Annotated in this window: 13 protein-coding genes; 11 read left to right on the forward strand and 2 right to left on the reverse strand. The window is 46.7% G+C overall.

Annotated elements, in window-relative coordinates; genetic code table 11:
• Positions 1–128 precede the first annotated feature (128 nt).
• Complete coding sequence (locus M1D72_RS02985; RefSeq protein WP_456295510.1) at positions 129–782, forward strand: TetR family transcriptional regulator C-terminal domain-containing protein; 654 nt, start codon at positions 129–131, stop codon at positions 780–782.
• A 35-nt stretch (positions 783–817) separates the two neighbouring features.
• Positions 818–1651 carry a DUF5718 family protein gene (locus M1D72_RS02990; protein WP_456295511.1) on the forward strand — a complete coding sequence of 278 codons (834 nt, stop codon included), beginning with the start codon at positions 818–820 and terminating at the stop codon, positions 1649–1651.
• A gap of 49 nt (positions 1652–1700) precedes the next feature.
• On the opposite strand, the gene M1D72_RS02995 is transcribed toward M1D72_RS02990, so the two are convergent.
• On the reverse strand, positions 1701–2537 hold the full coding sequence (locus M1D72_RS02995; RefSeq protein ID WP_456295512.1) for a LysR family transcriptional regulator: 837 nt from the start codon (positions 2535–2537) through the stop codon (positions 1701–1703).
• A gap of 142 nt (positions 2538–2679) precedes the next feature.
• Here M1D72_RS02995 and M1D72_RS03000 point away from each other — a divergent pair, with 142 nt between their 5' ends.
• The 8 genes from M1D72_RS03000 (at position 2680) to M1D72_RS03035 (ending at position 12019) form a co-directional block, all read left to right on the forward strand.
• A complete protein-coding gene (locus M1D72_RS03000; RefSeq protein WP_456295513.1) occupies positions 2680–4200 on the forward strand; it encodes an arylsulfatase in 1521 nt (506 codons plus the stop codon).
• 75 nt (positions 4201–4275) lie between these two features.
• Positions 4276–5583: an anaerobic sulfatase maturase gene (locus M1D72_RS03005; protein ID WP_456295514.1), complete on the forward strand. Its 1308-nt coding sequence runs from the start codon at positions 4276–4278 to the stop codon at positions 5581–5583.
• Positions 5584–5610: 27 nt separating this feature from the next.
• Entirely contained in the window at positions 5611–6600 is a 990-nt protein-coding gene (locus M1D72_RS03010; protein WP_456295593.1) for an AAA family ATPase, read from the forward strand.
• 16 nt (positions 6601–6616) lie between these two features.
• A complete protein-coding gene (locus M1D72_RS03015; RefSeq protein ID WP_456295515.1) occupies positions 6617–7576 on the forward strand; it encodes a DUF58 domain-containing protein in 960 nt (319 codons plus the stop codon).
• The gene (locus M1D72_RS03020) at positions 7576–8064 is read left to right on the forward strand and encodes a DUF4381 domain-containing protein (RefSeq protein WP_456295516.1); all 489 of its coding nucleotides are present in this window, start codon (positions 7576–7578) and stop codon (positions 8062–8064) included. Before M1D72_RS03015 ends, M1D72_RS03020 begins: the two co-directional genes overlap by 1 nt.
• Positions 8057–9076 (forward strand): vWA domain-containing protein, encoded by a 1020-nt coding sequence (locus M1D72_RS03025; RefSeq protein ID WP_456295517.1) that lies wholly within the window; start codon positions 8057–8059, stop codon positions 9074–9076. Before M1D72_RS03020 ends, M1D72_RS03025 begins: the two co-directional genes overlap by 8 nt.
• Positions 9066–10760 carry a VWA domain-containing protein gene (locus M1D72_RS03030; protein WP_456295518.1) on the forward strand — a complete coding sequence of 565 codons (1695 nt, stop codon included), beginning with the start codon at positions 9066–9068 and terminating at the stop codon, positions 10758–10760. Before M1D72_RS03025 ends, M1D72_RS03030 begins: the two co-directional genes overlap by 11 nt.
• Positions 10757–12019, forward strand: coding sequence for a BatD family protein (locus M1D72_RS03035; protein WP_456295519.1), 1263 nt, complete (start codon positions 10757–10759; stop codon positions 12017–12019). Before M1D72_RS03030 ends, M1D72_RS03035 begins: the two co-directional genes overlap by 4 nt.
• A gap of 26 nt (positions 12020–12045) precedes the next feature.
• Here the strand turns inward: M1D72_RS03035 and M1D72_RS03040 are convergent, their stop codons facing one another.
• Positions 12046–13812, reverse strand: a complete 1767-nt coding sequence (locus M1D72_RS03040) for a methyl-accepting chemotaxis protein (RefSeq protein WP_456295520.1) — start codon at positions 13810–13812, stop codon at positions 12046–12048.
• A gap of 154 nt (positions 13813–13966) precedes the next feature.
• Here M1D72_RS03040 and M1D72_RS03045 point away from each other — a divergent pair, with 154 nt between their 5' ends.
• Entirely contained in the window at positions 13967–14575 is a 609-nt protein-coding gene (locus tag M1D72_RS03045) for a beta-phosphoglucomutase family hydrolase (RefSeq protein WP_456295521.1), read from the forward strand.
• Positions 14576–14594 lie beyond the last annotated feature (19 nt).

Here is a 14594-nt window from a genome sequence, read left to right on the forward strand (position 1 = left end):
CATTTTCGAATTTGAGAATGATTCTTTATGGTGCGGATGTTCACTTTTGGTGCATAACAATGCACTTGACAAGCGCAGTACAACTAAGGATTACTACTAACCAAATGTCGACTAAATAAGGAGTTCAATTGGATATCGCTCTGGCTTCAAATAATGCCTCTGCAGGAGGGGAAATTCGTCGTCGTAATGAGGCTGCAATTTTGCAGGCTGCGGCAGATGAGTTTGTGAAAAATGGTTATAAAGGCACTTCTGTTCAAGCGATAGCGGATCGTGTCAGTCTCCCGAAGTCGAACATTTTATACTATTTCAAATCCAAGTCGGGGCTGTATAAGGCACTGTTGCAAGATATCCTGACGATGTGGAATGATGGCTTTTCTGAGCAAGCTGCGGAGCTTGAACCTGAAGTGGTGCTACGCAACTATATTGCTGGAAAAATGCAATACAGTCGCACCCATCCGCAAGAATCGAAAATCTTTGCTCAGGAAATCATTCAAGGTGCTCCCATTATTCGCGATGCGATAGAGAACCCAGTGGTCCGCTGGACAACAGGCAAAGCGTCGGTGATCAGTGCTTGGGTTGAGAAGGGCTTGATTCGCCCGATTGAACCGCTACATTTACTGTTTTTAATCTGGGGTGCGACACAGTTTTATGCCGATTTTGATACGGAAATTAAGCTGATTAAAGGCCAGGCGATGAGCGATCACGAATTTACAGAGGCTCAAGAGTTTCTTGTCGAGATGGTGTTACGCGGGCTAGGTATTGAACCCAAAAATGGGCAGTGAACTCCCTTTTTACCTCTAACTCAAGGAGAGAGACGTTGACATTAAATGTCGAAACAACGCCACTATTTGGCATTGGTATAGCCGGTAACTTTGCTGGCCATTTGAATCAAACGGGTGAGGCCAAGGGCCTTAGCCAAGCCGTGGACGATGAAAAGCCTCAGGCGATATTCCCCTTTTTTGTGCCCAACGCGACAGAGACCTATTTAACCGTTAACCCATACTCTAGCCGCGCTTTGAGTTTGCCAACTCAAGCTGATGCCAAGGTGCAGATGGAGTCCGAAGTTGCGGTGATCGCCAAGATTGATTATCAAAATGGGCAGGTGAGTACCATTGAACCGACGCAAATGATGCTGCTTAACGATGCCACTTACCGAAATGCCAAAGTCAGTAAACTGGCGGAGAAAAAGAACTGGGGCGAGGCGAGTAAAGGCATTGGTAAAGATAGTATCCCTTTGGTGAACGGCTTTGATAGCGATCTGTCTCAATATCGATTTTGCAGTTTTCACCGTCAAAATCAGCAGTGGTATTTATGCTGTAAAGATGCCTCGGTGGCCGATTACAGCTATTTCTACCAGCCATTACTCAATTGGTTAGTCGAAACGATTAATTTCCAATCGGATGAGGGAGCGTTGCATTCGATTTTGGCACTACTTGAACAAGCAGGGTATCCCCAAGAAATCGTCATCTCTTTAGGCGCTTCGCGTTATACCGAACAAGGCGAATCTCACACATTACGCTGTGGTGATGAGTTATGTACATTGCTCTACGATGAGCAGCAGGTCGATTTTACAACCCTAAAGCAGGCTGTGGAAAGGGGAGACTTAGACGCATTGAGTGAACACGCCCTTGTGTTATATCAGCATTGCTAGTTATCTTTTACCCATCAAAAGCCCGGTATATTTACTGGGCTTTTTTCGATTATAGCTCGGTAATTTTCGCTTTTAACTCGGCTCTCAGCCGCTGGTGATTTGGATTGTTGAGATTACGGCGATGGTAGATAAATTGATAACGCACAGGATCTAAGGCAAGAGGGCTCGGTAATATTTGGAATCCGAGCACCTGAGCCCAAGTTTTTGCCAGTAGCGAGGAGATGACGGCCAAACTCTCACTTTGACTCACCCGCAGCATCATGTTGGCATTTGAGCTAACGATCATATCCACCTTTCGTTCTTGAAGCGGTTCACGAGTCAGTTGTTCAACACCAGTTAGGTTATTCCATTTGGCCGAACATAAGCAGTGAGTTTCAGAATAAAACTCTATCTTACTGATACTTCCTTGAATGCGTGGATGGTTATTTCGACAAATTACCACTAAGTCTTCTTGGTAAACAGGCTCACTGATGAAGCTCAAATCTTTGACTGGCATTGGGTCGATAGCCAGATCGATGCGTTGCTGACGCAGGTCCTCGAACAGTTGGTATTTGTCACTGGGGGATTCAATCACAGTGACATCATTAATTGATTGAATGTTATGCAGTAGTGGCTCAGCACTGCTCACATAGAAACGTTCGATATTGTCGATCGCATTCTCAATTGTTTCTATGCCGTGGCGAAAATGTCCCATTAATTGGACTGCAGAGGGAGTTAGTGCAATTCCGCGTCCTTGCTTAACGAACAATGACTTACCGATTTGTTCCTCTAAACGTTTAATTGCTGAACTTATTGCAGGTTGGGTTAAACCCAGATGCTGTGCGGCTTGAGTATAGGATTGATACTCAGCAACGATAAGAAACGTGTTGACCAAATTCAGGTCCATGGGGGCACTCTCATAAATTGTATTTATGTATTAACAAACTTTGGCTCTATTTATCCTTCTCGGATCCATTTCTATCTTATACCTCACAGCGTTTCATTCACGAACGTTGACGGAATAATGCGAATAATCCTACGAGGTGGGTATGAATCAGATAAAAAAACGCGGCGCTGGTAAGTTCGCGCTCAATGCTTGTGCATTGGCAATGGGAGCGGCTTCTCTCGGGGCGCACGCCGCCGATAAACCAAACATCTTAGTGATCTTTGGTGACGACGTTGGTTACTGGAACCTAAGCACATATAACCAAGGGATGTTGGCTTACACAACACCAAACATCGATAGCATCGCCAAAGAAGGGGCGAAGTTTACTAACTTTTATGCGCAGCAAAGTTCAACCGCTGGACGCAGTGCGTTCATCACAGGACAAATGCCAAAGCGTACTGGCTTATCAAAAGTGGGTATGCCTGGTGCGCCTGAGGGCATCAGCGAGAAAGATCCAACCATTGCCACTATGTTGAAATCACTGGGTTACGCGACAGGTCAGTTTGGTAAAAACCACCTTGGAGACCGTGATGAACATCTACCGACCAATCATGGCTTTGACGAGTTCTTTGGTAACTTGTACCACTTAAATGCAGAAGAAGAGCCGGAAAATGTCGATTATCCGAAGGATCCTGAATTTAAGAAGAAATTCGGTCCTCGTGGTGTTATCCACTCGTATGCGGATGGCAAAATTGAAGATACTGGCGCGTTAACTCGCAAACGTATGGAAACGGTGGATGGTGAATTCCTAGATGCTGCAGAGCAGTTTATTGAAAAGCAAGTGAAAGCCGATAAACCATTCTTTACTTGGTTCAATACCACTCGCATGCACAATTTCACTCACGTTCCCAGTGAATATGCAGGTAAAACCGGCGCGGGTTTCTATGCCGATGGCATGAAGCAGCATGATGACCAAATTGGCCAATTACTGCAAAAAATCAAAGATCTCGGCGTCGATGATAACACCATCATTATCTACACCACCGATAATGGCCCAATGATCAACTTGTGGCCAGACGCGGGTATGACGCCGTTTAGGAGTGAGAAAAATACCGGTTGGGAAGGTGGCTTCCGCGTTCCTGCGATGATCAAATGGCCGGGCCATATCAAGCCGGGTACAACCTTAAACGGTATTGCATCACTTGAAGATATGATGCCAACCTTGCTGGCTGCGGCGGGTGACACCACGGTAAAACAAGACTTGCTCAATGGTGAAACGGTCAACGGTAACCAATACAAAGTTCATTTAGATGGCTATAACCAACTGCCTTACATCACCGGTGAAACGCAAGAGTCGCCCCGTAAAGAATTTGTTTACTGGAGTGATGATGGTGATTTACTGGCATTACGTTACAACCAGTTCAAGTATCACTTCTTGATTCAAGAGAATGAAACTGGTTTGGCGATCTGGCAAAAACCATTCACTCGTTTACGTGTACCGAAAATCTTTGATTTGAGTGTGGATCCATTTGAACGTGGTGACACCGGTATGGGTTACGACACCTGGCAGTATGAGCACTCTTTCTTAATGGGCCCAGCATCGGCCAAAGTGGCGGAAATTATGGAAACCTTCAAAGAGTTCCCACCACGTATGGAAGCAGGCTCGTTTGTTCCGAAAATGTAATGACTGATTTTCGAGAGCAAACCGAAATTCACGGCGCTCTGTTTAGAGCGCCTTTCTAGCAGATATGGAGCTTGAATGAGCCAACACACGATGCGTGACTCAACCAGATTGGATCTGGTTCCTTTAAAAACCGCTTATAAAGATGTAGGTGATTCGCCAGCTTATGAACGACGCTTTCATGTTATGGCAAAACCCGGCGGTGCGAAATGTAATATCGACTGCCAATATTGCTTTTATTTACATAAAGAAGATCTGCTGCATCAACCCAAGCAGCCGAAAATGGATGATGAAACTCTAGAAGCTTTCATCAAGAGTTATATTGAGAGTCAAGATGGTGAAGAGATCGTTTTTTCATGGCAAGGCGGTGAGCCAACACTGCTTGGCATTGACTACTACCGAAAAATCGTTGAGCTGCAGAAAAAATATCAACCGCAAGGTGTGCGCATTGAAAATGACCTGCAAACCAATGGGTTGCTGTTGAATGATGAATGGTGCGAGTTTCTGGCTCAGCATGGTTTTTTGGTCGGCTTATCGATTGATGGGCCAGAAGAGATGCACAATCGCTATCGCGTTACTCGAAGTGGTAAGCCTACTTTTCATCTTGTCATGCGCGCCGTCGAAAAACTCAAACATTACGCTGTGCCGTTTAATGCTTTGGTCGTAGTTAACCGACACAACGTCAAACATCCGCTTGAATTGTACCGCTTTTTAACCAAAGAGTTGGGCGTAACTTATATTCAATTTAATCCGTGTGTCGAACCTAGTGACTTCAAAACCACCGCTCCCCAGTTTTGGAATGACAATATGATTCCTAAGGTGGGCAGTGAACTAACCAAACCGGGTCACCCGATGTCAGTGGTGACGGAATGGTCGGTGGATGCCGATGATTGGGGCGAATTTCTCAAAGCGGTGTTTGAAGAATGGGTCAACAACGATTTAGGTCGCGTATTGGTTAACTTGTTTGAGACCGCTGTGGCGCAAGTTATGGGTAAGCCTGCCCAGCTATGTATTACCGCTGAGTTTTGTGGCAAAGGGTTGGCGATTGAACATAACGGCGATGTATTTAGCTGCGATCATTATGTCTATCCGGAATACAAACTCGCGAATGTAAAAGAAAAAGCGTTGAATGAAATGGCATTCTCAATACGCCAACAAGCTTTCGGTATGGCCAAGCGTGACGCCTTACCTAAGTATTGTAAATCATGTCCGTACTTAAAGTTGTGTTGGGGGGAATGCCCGAAAAACCGCTTAATCCGCACCCCTGATGGCGAACTCGGGCTCAACTATTTGTGCCCGGGGATTAAAGCCTTTTTTGATTACAGCTTACCCATGCTTACCGGGCTTTCAGTGCTGCTGCAGCGGGAAAAGACAACAAGCAAATAAGGACGAATCATGGAGTCAAATGCAGTAATGAACGAAGCTCAGCAAGCGATACATCAACTCATTGAGCAAGTTGAACAATCAGTGATTGGTCAAAGTCATGTGGTTCGGGCCCTAACCATTGGGCTCCTTACCAATGGGCATGTGCTGCTTGAAGGTTTACCGGGTACGGCAAAAACACGTTCCGTTAAAACATTGGCTTCCGTGCTGAATGTCGACTTTGGGCGGATTCAATTTACCCCCGATTTGCTGCCTTCCGATGTAACGGGAACCGAGGTCTATCAAGATGTTGATGGTAAGCCTCAGTTACATTTTCAGCCTGGACCGGTATTTAACAATATTGTTTTAGCGGATGAAGTTAACCGTGCGCCAGCCAAAGTTCAGGCCGCTCTTTTAGAGGCTATGGGGGAAGGGACCATTACTGTCGGTGATGAGACCCATACGTTGCCTGAGCTTTTTATGGTGCTTGCGACTCAAAACCCGGTTGAGCAAGAAGGGACGTACCCTTTACCAGAGGCGCAAATGGACCGGTTTATCGTCAAGGTGGATGTCGATTACCCGGAAGATGACGCCGAGATTGATATTATTCGCTTGGTTCGCTCTGAAGAGCGACCAGCGACCGAATCGGTTGCAAGGGGCGATTTTCATTCACAGACCATTGATGCCAATTATGTGCTTCGAGCACGACGAGAAATTACCGATATTCATGTGTCGGATTTGGTTGAACGCTACATTGTTGGTTTGGTCATGGCGACGCGACATCCTGATCGGTATCCGCAAGCAAAGCTTGCACGCTGGATCGAAGTGGGAGCAAGCCCTCGCGCCTCCATTGCGCTGGATAAATGCGCACGCGCTAACGCGTGGATTGACGGACGCGACCATGTCACTCCGGATGATGTGCGTACTATTTTACCGCTAGTGATAGGCCATCGTTTGACGCTGTCTTATGATGCGTTGGCGGATGCAATCACGCGCCGCGATGTGGTGAATGAGTTACTTGACTACGTCAATGTGGGTTAACCCAAAGTGAGGGTGTATGGCTGTATTTTCCACTGAGACGTCAAGCGACGACCCTAGAATTCATGTTAGCTACTCACAGTTAGTGCGACTGCAGGCTTACGCTGGGCAATTTTCTTTTCTGCCCAGTTTGAAAGCAAAAAATGCCTTTTCAGGACGTCATCAATCCACGTTGCGTGGGCGCGGACTGAACTTTGAGGAGTTGCGGCATTATCAATTGGGTGACGACATTCGTAACCTTGATTGGAAAGTCACCATGCGCACGGGAAAACCCCATGTGCGGAGTTATACCGAAGAAAAAGACCGCAATATTATTTTGTGTGTTGATCAGCGCAGTAATATGTTTTTTTCCTCGGTAGAGGTGATGAAGTCTGTCGTTGCTGCTGAAACCGCGGCGCTGTGTGCCTGGCAGGTTTTAAAAGAGGGAGACCGGATTGGTATGCTGCTGATGAGCGATGAGCACTTAACATCATTCAAGCCAACACGTTCTCAACATCAATTGCTCAATTGGTTACAGCAACTGACGACGATCAATCAAGCATTGAGTGTGTCGAGCCAAAGCCAACCGCAACAGAGTTTACCGCAGATGGTTCAGCGTTTGGCACGAATGCATCTACGGTCATCAACGATTGTGATCCTCAGTGACTGGCTAGATGCCAGCGAAGACACTTTTACCCACCTCAAGCATCTCCAGCAGCATAATGACGTATTGAGTGTGATGATCACTGATCCACTTGAAGCACGTTTACCTGAGCTTGCAGGGTCACAAAGTTGGGTGCTCGGTGATGGGGAATACCAACTTAATCTCAGCGCGAAGAGTCAATTTGAAAAAGCCAATGATGAACTCACTCAGCAGCTTGAACAAAAGCGCGAGTGGCTTTTGGAGTTAATGGTGGTGAAACGTCTCCCCTATATTGAACTCAATACCTCTGGCTCGCATTTAAATCAGCTTCGCCATGCCATTGGAGGGCGAGTTTGATGGCCGAGCATCTTGCACCTAGCAACTATACGTTGCGACACTTGTTGGAAGTGCCGGTTCCCGACGCGGTTTCTTGGTGGCCGCAAACCTTAGGTTGGTACTACATCATGTCAGTGATGCTTTTGGTTGGTGTGGTGCTGGTCGTGATGTGGGGACGATGTTGGTGGCACAACCGTTATCGGCGTGAAGCATTGGCGAGTTTGAAACAGCTTCGTGCTGACGATCCTAAAACTGGCGACCGGTTATATCGTTTACTCAAAATCGTTCTCACGCATTTAAGTGATAAAAATGCGGCAACTTATGGGCATGCTTTTCTTGTTTGTCTTGACGATTACGAACCTGCTGGCTGCTATCAAGACGCATTGGGGTCAGCGTGGCTAGAAAGTTTAGTCAATCCTAAAAACGTGCTCAGCGTTGATGAAGTGCAGCAATTGCTTAACCGAAGTGACTATTGGCTTCGTCATCACCAGGAGGTCAAGCATGTTTGAGAACATTGAATTGGCACATCCTATGTGGCTATTGGCGTTACCATTGCCTTTCCTTATCTATTGGCTAGCACCAGCATACCGCACCATCGAGCCTGCGCTGAAAGTCCCGTTCTTTTTAATGTTGGCGAAAGCGTTGGGTGAAGAACCGACAAAAGGCGCTCACCAGCTGAATTCTCGACCTTGGCAAAAATCCCTTCGCTATTTGGCTTGGGTTTGTGTGGTCATTGCGCTGACTCAGCCTCAGAGGCTCGGACCCCCGCAAGTTCGTGAGCAATTTGGGCGTGATGTAATGGTTGTTGTTGACCTCTCAGGCTCAATGGCAGAGCCCGATTTTCAATCGCCAAGTGGCGAAGAGATTAGCCGTTTGGCGGCTGCTAAGCAGGTGTTGAGCGAGTTTGCGAAGCAACGTGAAGGCGATCGGCTTGGGCTAATTTTATTTGGTGATGCCGCATTTGTGCAAACGCCCTTCACCGCTGACCATAACGCGTGGCTAACCTTACTTGAGCAAACCGACGTGGCCATGGCGGGGCAAAGCACTCATCTTGGCGATGCGATTGGTTTAGCCATTAAAGTCTTCGAGGAGCAACGCGATGAAGTGGCGAAGCAGAAAGTCGCGATAGTGCTGACAGATGGGAACGATAACGGCAGTTTTGTCGCGCCCATTGATGCAGCCAAAGTCGCCAAAGCCAAACAAGTGCGTATTCATGTGATAGCGATGGGCGATCCGCAGACGGTCGGTGAGCAAGCGATAGACATGCAAACCATTGAGCAAATTGCGTCACAATCGGGAGGTGAGGCCTTTCAGGCGCTCAACCGTGATGAATTGTCAGCGGCTTATGAGGCCATTAACCAGCTTGAGCCAACGTTATATCAAAGTACCACGTTTCGCGCCAAGGTCAGTCTGCATCACTATTTTTTAATGTTGGTTGTGGTGATTCATTTGGTTGCGTTTGCTCTAGCAACCTTGGTGAAACGCCGTCGATTAGAGCAGGGAGAAAACGATGTTGGATAGCGGTGCTTGGCAAGTGTTTTTCTCTCAGTTCCACTTTCTTCGTCCTTGGTGGTTACTTGCGTTGCTACCGCTTGGCATCATTTTTTATTTTCGTTGGCAGCAAGACTCGAAACCAGCGCTGACCCAAAATTTACCAGCGCATTTGCGCAAAGCATTAACGGTGGGTGAGCAAGGATGGAGTAAGCTACTGCCTTTAAAATTGCTGGCATTACTGATTTTTTTAGCGGTGCTGGTTTGTGCAGGGCCGAGCTGGCAGAGGCAAGCGTCGCCATTTGGTGAAGATAAAGCGCCGCTGGTTATTGCTCTGGATGTCAGTGAATCTATGCTGCAAAACGATATTGCGCCAAGTCGGCTTGAGCGAGCAAAACAAAAAGTGACGGATTTGGTCGCCGCTCGAGACGGGGGACGAACCGGGTTGGTGGTGTTTGCTGGCAGCGCCCATATTGCCATGCCGCTAACCAAGGACAAGCAAGTTTACTTGCCATTTTTGACTGCCGTTGACCCGACAATTATGCCCGTACAAGGTAAGCGCCCGGACACCATTTTGCCGATGCTGGAGCCGTTAATGGAGCAGGATAGCGGTGGCAGTGTCGTCATGATAACCGATGGTATCGCGCCGCAAATGATTGACCGTTTCAAAATGTACTTTACTCAGCATGACTACCAATTACTTATTTTTGCCATGGGGAATACAGAGCGTGCAACGCAACAGCCATTGGATATTAGCGCACTGAAGCAGCTTGCTTCGGTAACCAATGGGCGAGTGATTACGGTGAGCGCCGATGATGGGGATATTCAAACCATCAATCACTTGATTGAACGCCACATGCAATTGAACGGTGAATCGGCGATGCCTTGGAAAGACAGTGGTTATTACCTGTTGATGCCTATTGCCATCATTATGCTGCTGTGGTTTCGAAAAGGTTGGTTGGTGCAGTGGTGTGTAGTTGCAACATTGTGCCTTGGTAGTGGTTTTTCGCCTCTCGTTTCAGCGCAACCAGTACACTCGGTGAATCAAGAGAGCATGCCTTCTGCAGAGCCCGTGTCGCAAATCGATAAACTATGGCAGTGGTGGTTAGATCTGTGGCTAACGCCTGACCAACAAGGCGCAATGCTTTTTAATCAGCAAGAGTACCTTGCGGCTGGCCAGCATTACCAGGATCCAATGCTCCGCGGGATCGCCTATTACTACGCACGTGAATTTAACTTGGCTCAATCGGCCTTTATTGAAACGGACTCTTTACTTGGAGACTATTATGCGGCCAGCGCGCTGGCGCATCAGCGAGAGTATGTTGCGGCAAGGCGAATGCTCACAACGCTGAACAACAACCCTCAGGTAACGGGAGAGCTAAAACGCAATGTTGAACATAATTTGAAGGTCATTGTAGGGCTTATTGATGAAGTGAATCAGCAAAGTAAAGACCAGCAAGGTGGGTTAGAGCAAGAAACCTCCATCGAACTTGAGGAAGATCAGCCACAAACGGGCGAGGGTGCCGATGAGCAAACCAGCGCTGACAATATTCAGCAGGCTCAGCTCACTGCTGACCAAATCATTAATGATCAAGCGATGGCCGATACTTGGTTAAAACGTGTTGAGGCTGATCCTAAGAAGTTCTTGCAAGCTAAGTTTCAAATACAATTGCGGGACCAACCATCAAGCGCAACGAAGGAGCGGCAGCAATGATTCAAACAGGGAGTCGGCGTCGAGTAGTGCTTGGGGTATTATTATGGATGTTACTCGCTATGCCCGGTGTTCATGCTGCCGAAGAGCTTTCGGTTAAAGCGTGGTTGGGAAGTCAGCAGCAAAGTGAACAAAGCTACAGCGTTCGTCAACAAGTGATTTTAGTCATTGATGTCGGCACGACGCGCTGGTTTACCGGCGGTACTCAAATTAGCGCCATTGATGTCCCTAATTTAATGAGTAAGCAGCGCAATACGTTGGCGACCAATTACACTGAACGCATTGGTGATCAAACGTGGTCTCGCCAACACTGGGAGCTGACGTTGTATCCTCAAGTGTCGGGAGATTATGTGATTCCGCCCATTGCGGTGACGGTGACGGTATCAGGCAGTGATGGAAAAAGTATCGAGAAAACACTGTATACTCAACCTCTCAGCTTTAGCGCTCAGTTACCGAGTGGTGAGCTGACCCAAGAAGAATCCTGGCTTGCCTCGCCACAGGTAACAGTAAAGGAAACTTGGACGCCATCCCATGACGAATTGCATGTTGGAGATAGCGTGACTCGTCGCGTCACCATCAATGCGGTGGATACACTGTCGGTGTTGATTCCTGCCGTACTCAGCGCGCCGAATACGTCACAGTCTGCCGCTGGTTACCAAAGCTACCCCAAACCGCCTACGTTGATTGATACCCAAAATCGAGGCAGTTATCAGTCATCGCGCCATGAAGAGGTCACGTATGTTTTGCAGCATGGTGGAGAGGTTCAGTTTCCTGAGCAACATGTGCTTTGGTGGAATACACAAACCAATCAACTAGAGCAGGTGACATTGCCTGCCGCTCACTATCGCGTGAAGCATACAATAGGCTCATGGCTTAGCCTATATGGCATTTGGATAGTGATGATGATTTGTATCGTCATCACATTGGTCATCGCCGTTTGGGCGGTCTCACGGTTTTATCGTGACCGACCATTACCAATGAGAGTACAATTTCGCCGCGCACTAAAACATCAGCAGTGGCCACTAGCGCGGACTTTAGTCTACAGGAAGCTGCGTCATGAGACGGGATTAGCTGCGTTAAAAGATCATTTGCCCGCTTCCAAGCTTCCTTGTGCCAATGAATCTAAACATACATTTATTCGACTGTGGAATCAGGTGAGTCGCCGTTCACGGCATTGGTCGATAACTAAGTGGCTTAAGCCGCTTAATTTGGATAGGCAGCTCGGGCTGGAACAAACTGAGGATAAAAAAAACGGCGCCTAGAGCGCCGTTTTACATGTCAAGGAGACTTATGCATCTGTTTTAAACTCGGCGACGGTTTCATCCATCTGTTTGGCTTGAATTGAAACGCTATCTACTTCGGTTAATACCTGCTGAGCTGAATGCATATTGTTGACTGAAATTTCATTCAATTCAGTAATCGACTCACTGACCTGATTCATCACAATACCTTGCTCCTCAATCGCTGAGGCAATACGTTCAGAGTTGGCTTGAATGGTTTCCATATCATCAATGATTTGTTGCAAACTTGAATCAAGAAGGTGCGATGCATCGAGTGTTTGACGCCCTTGATCAGTACACTTATCAATGTCAGAGACCACCGTCTGCATTTGGTTTTGAATTGCGGTGACCACTTTGGTGATGTCTTCAGTCGATTTATGGGTACGGCTTGCCAGTGCGCGGACTTCGTCTGCAACCACCGCAAACCCGCGACCTTGCTCACCTGCACGCGCCGCCTCAATGGCGGCATTAAGCGCCAACAAATTGGTTTGTTCGGCAATATCTTGAATGATATTCACGGCATCACCAATTTTATCGACATGATCGTTCAGATTGGTGATGGACTGCTGACTGTTGGTGAGAATCGTTGAAAGCTGATCAATATTGCTTAAGGTTGTCTCTACCACGCTACGGCCGTCTTTCGCATTGGACGACGCCTGATGGACGCCATCTACCGCGACCGAAGTGCTTTCTGATATTTCAGCAATTGTGTGAACCATCTCCTGAACCGATGTTGCCATCGTCGCAGTGTGGTCGGACTGAACATTGAACTGCTCAATGACTTGTTGCAGTTCATTATGCATACTTAGTGTGCTGCCAGATAGATCTCGTGATTTCTGCTGCGTGCCGCGAATTAGGGCCTCAAATTTATCCAGCAAATGGTTAAAGTAACGACCAATAGAGGTTAACTCATCATTGCCTTTCAGAGTGCTACGCATACTGACATTATTGGTGTCGGCAATGCTCTGAATAATTGTTAATAGGTTAGATACTTGCAAGTTAATCGAGCGGGCAATCTGATAGATAAAACCAATGATGATCAGGACAATGACACCCACCACGATGTTCTTAAACAAATTGAGTTGATGCTGGGTTTCTTCAATGTGTTTATCAAGGACGGTAGAGAAGGTTTTAAACTGCTCTTCGACTGTGTGAGAAAGTTCTCGCGTATTACCCAGCAGCCCTTGATTGTATTCAAGACCGATCTCGACCTTCTTATTGACCAAAGCTTGCGCGGTGCTTTTTAGTGCATCAGCCGACATTCCGTTTAGCACATCACCGTTGAATACACCGCTTTGTATACTGTCATCAAATCGGTCAAGGGCGACTAACTGCTCTGCGTTAGCCGATTGTTCGAGCGCTCGAAGTTGTTTTCGATATTCACCAAGCAATTTTTCCTCTTGGCTTAACCCGTGTTCAGTGTAACCGTTAACCAGTGTTTGAAAACTCTTTTGATAATTAAGTAAGTCTGCACGCAGTTTTGACGTGGAAAGCAGTTCTTGGTCTTTAAGCATGCCACTAAGTTGCGATTCCAAATCAAGGAATATCTTGGTATTGTCATTGAATGTTCCAAGATATTTAGTGTCTTTACGTAGCAAAAAGTCTTTTTCGTTTCGACGTAGGTTCAAGAGCCTAATTTCAAGTTTCGCGACAACATATTTTGCTTCATTAAGGGTGTCTTTTGTCCCTGAAAAATGGCTGGTGGAGAATAGAAGGGCGGCGAAACCTAAAATGGAGACAGCGCCCAATGAATATAGTTTGTTTCTAATATTCATACATTATACCTACTTTGGTTACCAGTTTATTTTTATAGTTATAAAGTGAGCGTAGTCAGTAAGTAGCGATTCCTCAATCACCGACAAAAGATCTACACGTATTACAAAGCCACTAACGTCAAGGCTAAACTTTAGATTTAATGGTATGACAGTTATGTTAATTAATTATGACAATTACGACGGTTTGATTTTTGATATGGATGGGACCTTAATTGATACCATGCCAGCGCATTTGACCTCATGGCAAAAGGCATCACAAGCTTTTGATTTTCCATACGATCAAACTTGGTTGCATAGCCGTGGTGGAATGCCGAGCAAGAAAATTGTCGATGAAATAAATCAAATCCATCACTTAAGTCTTGATGCTCAAGCGGTGGCGGATTTCAAAATGAAGACCTTTGCTAGCCTAGAAGACACTGGCGAACGCATAAATGTGACCAATGAAGTGTTAGAGCGCTATGTCGGGAAGAAGCCTATTGCCGTTGGTACTGGCAGTCAGAAAGTCAGCGCTCTGCCTTTATTGAAAACGCATGGGATTTTAAAAAAGCTGGATGCAGTGGTGACGGCCAATGATGTGGAAAATCATAAACCCAACCCCGACACCTTTTTACTCGCGGCTGAACAAATTCATTTAAGCCCTGAGCGTTGTTTGGTATTCGAAGATACCAAGCTGGGTTTGCAAGCGGCTCATGCTGCTGGCATGGATTGTGTTTTGGTCGAAAACAATCAGTTGGTGTTTTATCCGCTTGACGCCAGCGCGTAATGTTCGATCAAAAAGAGCC

It is taken from the genome of Vibrio sp. AK197, from assembly GCF_053903115.1.

Excerpts from the sequence above, each read along its gene's own strand:
- M1D72_RS03020 (WP_456295516.1), top strand. The coding sequence starts at position 7,576 with ATGGCCGAGCATCTTGCACCTAGCAACTATACGTTGCGACACTTGTTG.
- M1D72_RS02995 (WP_456295512.1), bottom strand. The coding sequence starts at position 2,537 with ATGGACCTGAATTTGGTCAACACGTTTCTTATCGTTGCTGAGTATCAA.
- M1D72_RS03025 (WP_456295517.1), top strand. The coding sequence starts at position 8,057 with ATGTTTGAGAACATTGAATTGGCACATCCTATGTGGCTATTGGCGTTA.
- M1D72_RS03040 (WP_456295520.1), bottom strand. The coding sequence starts at position 13,812 with ATGAATATTAGAAACAAACTATATTCATTGGGCGCTGTCTCCATTTTA.
- M1D72_RS03005 (WP_456295514.1), top strand. The coding sequence starts at position 4,276 with ATGAGCCAACACACGATGCGTGACTCAACCAGATTGGATCTGGTTCCT.
- M1D72_RS03000 (WP_456295513.1), top strand. The coding sequence starts at position 2,680 with ATGAATCAGATAAAAAAACGCGGCGCTGGTAAGTTCGCGCTCAATGCT.
- M1D72_RS03035 (WP_456295519.1), top strand. The coding sequence starts at position 10,757 with ATGATTCAAACAGGGAGTCGGCGTCGAGTAGTGCTTGGGGTATTATTA.
- M1D72_RS03030 (WP_456295518.1), top strand. The coding sequence starts at position 9,066 with ATGTTGGATAGCGGTGCTTGGCAAGTGTTTTTCTCTCAGTTCCACTTT.
- M1D72_RS03045 (WP_456295521.1), top strand. The coding sequence starts at position 13,967 with ATGTTAATTAATTATGACAATTACGACGGTTTGATTTTTGATATGGAT.
- M1D72_RS03015 (WP_456295515.1), top strand. The coding sequence starts at position 6,617 with ATGGCTGTATTTTCCACTGAGACGTCAAGCGACGACCCTAGAATTCAT.
- M1D72_RS03010 (WP_456295593.1), top strand. The coding sequence starts at position 5,611 with ATGAACGAAGCTCAGCAAGCGATACATCAACTCATTGAGCAAGTTGAA.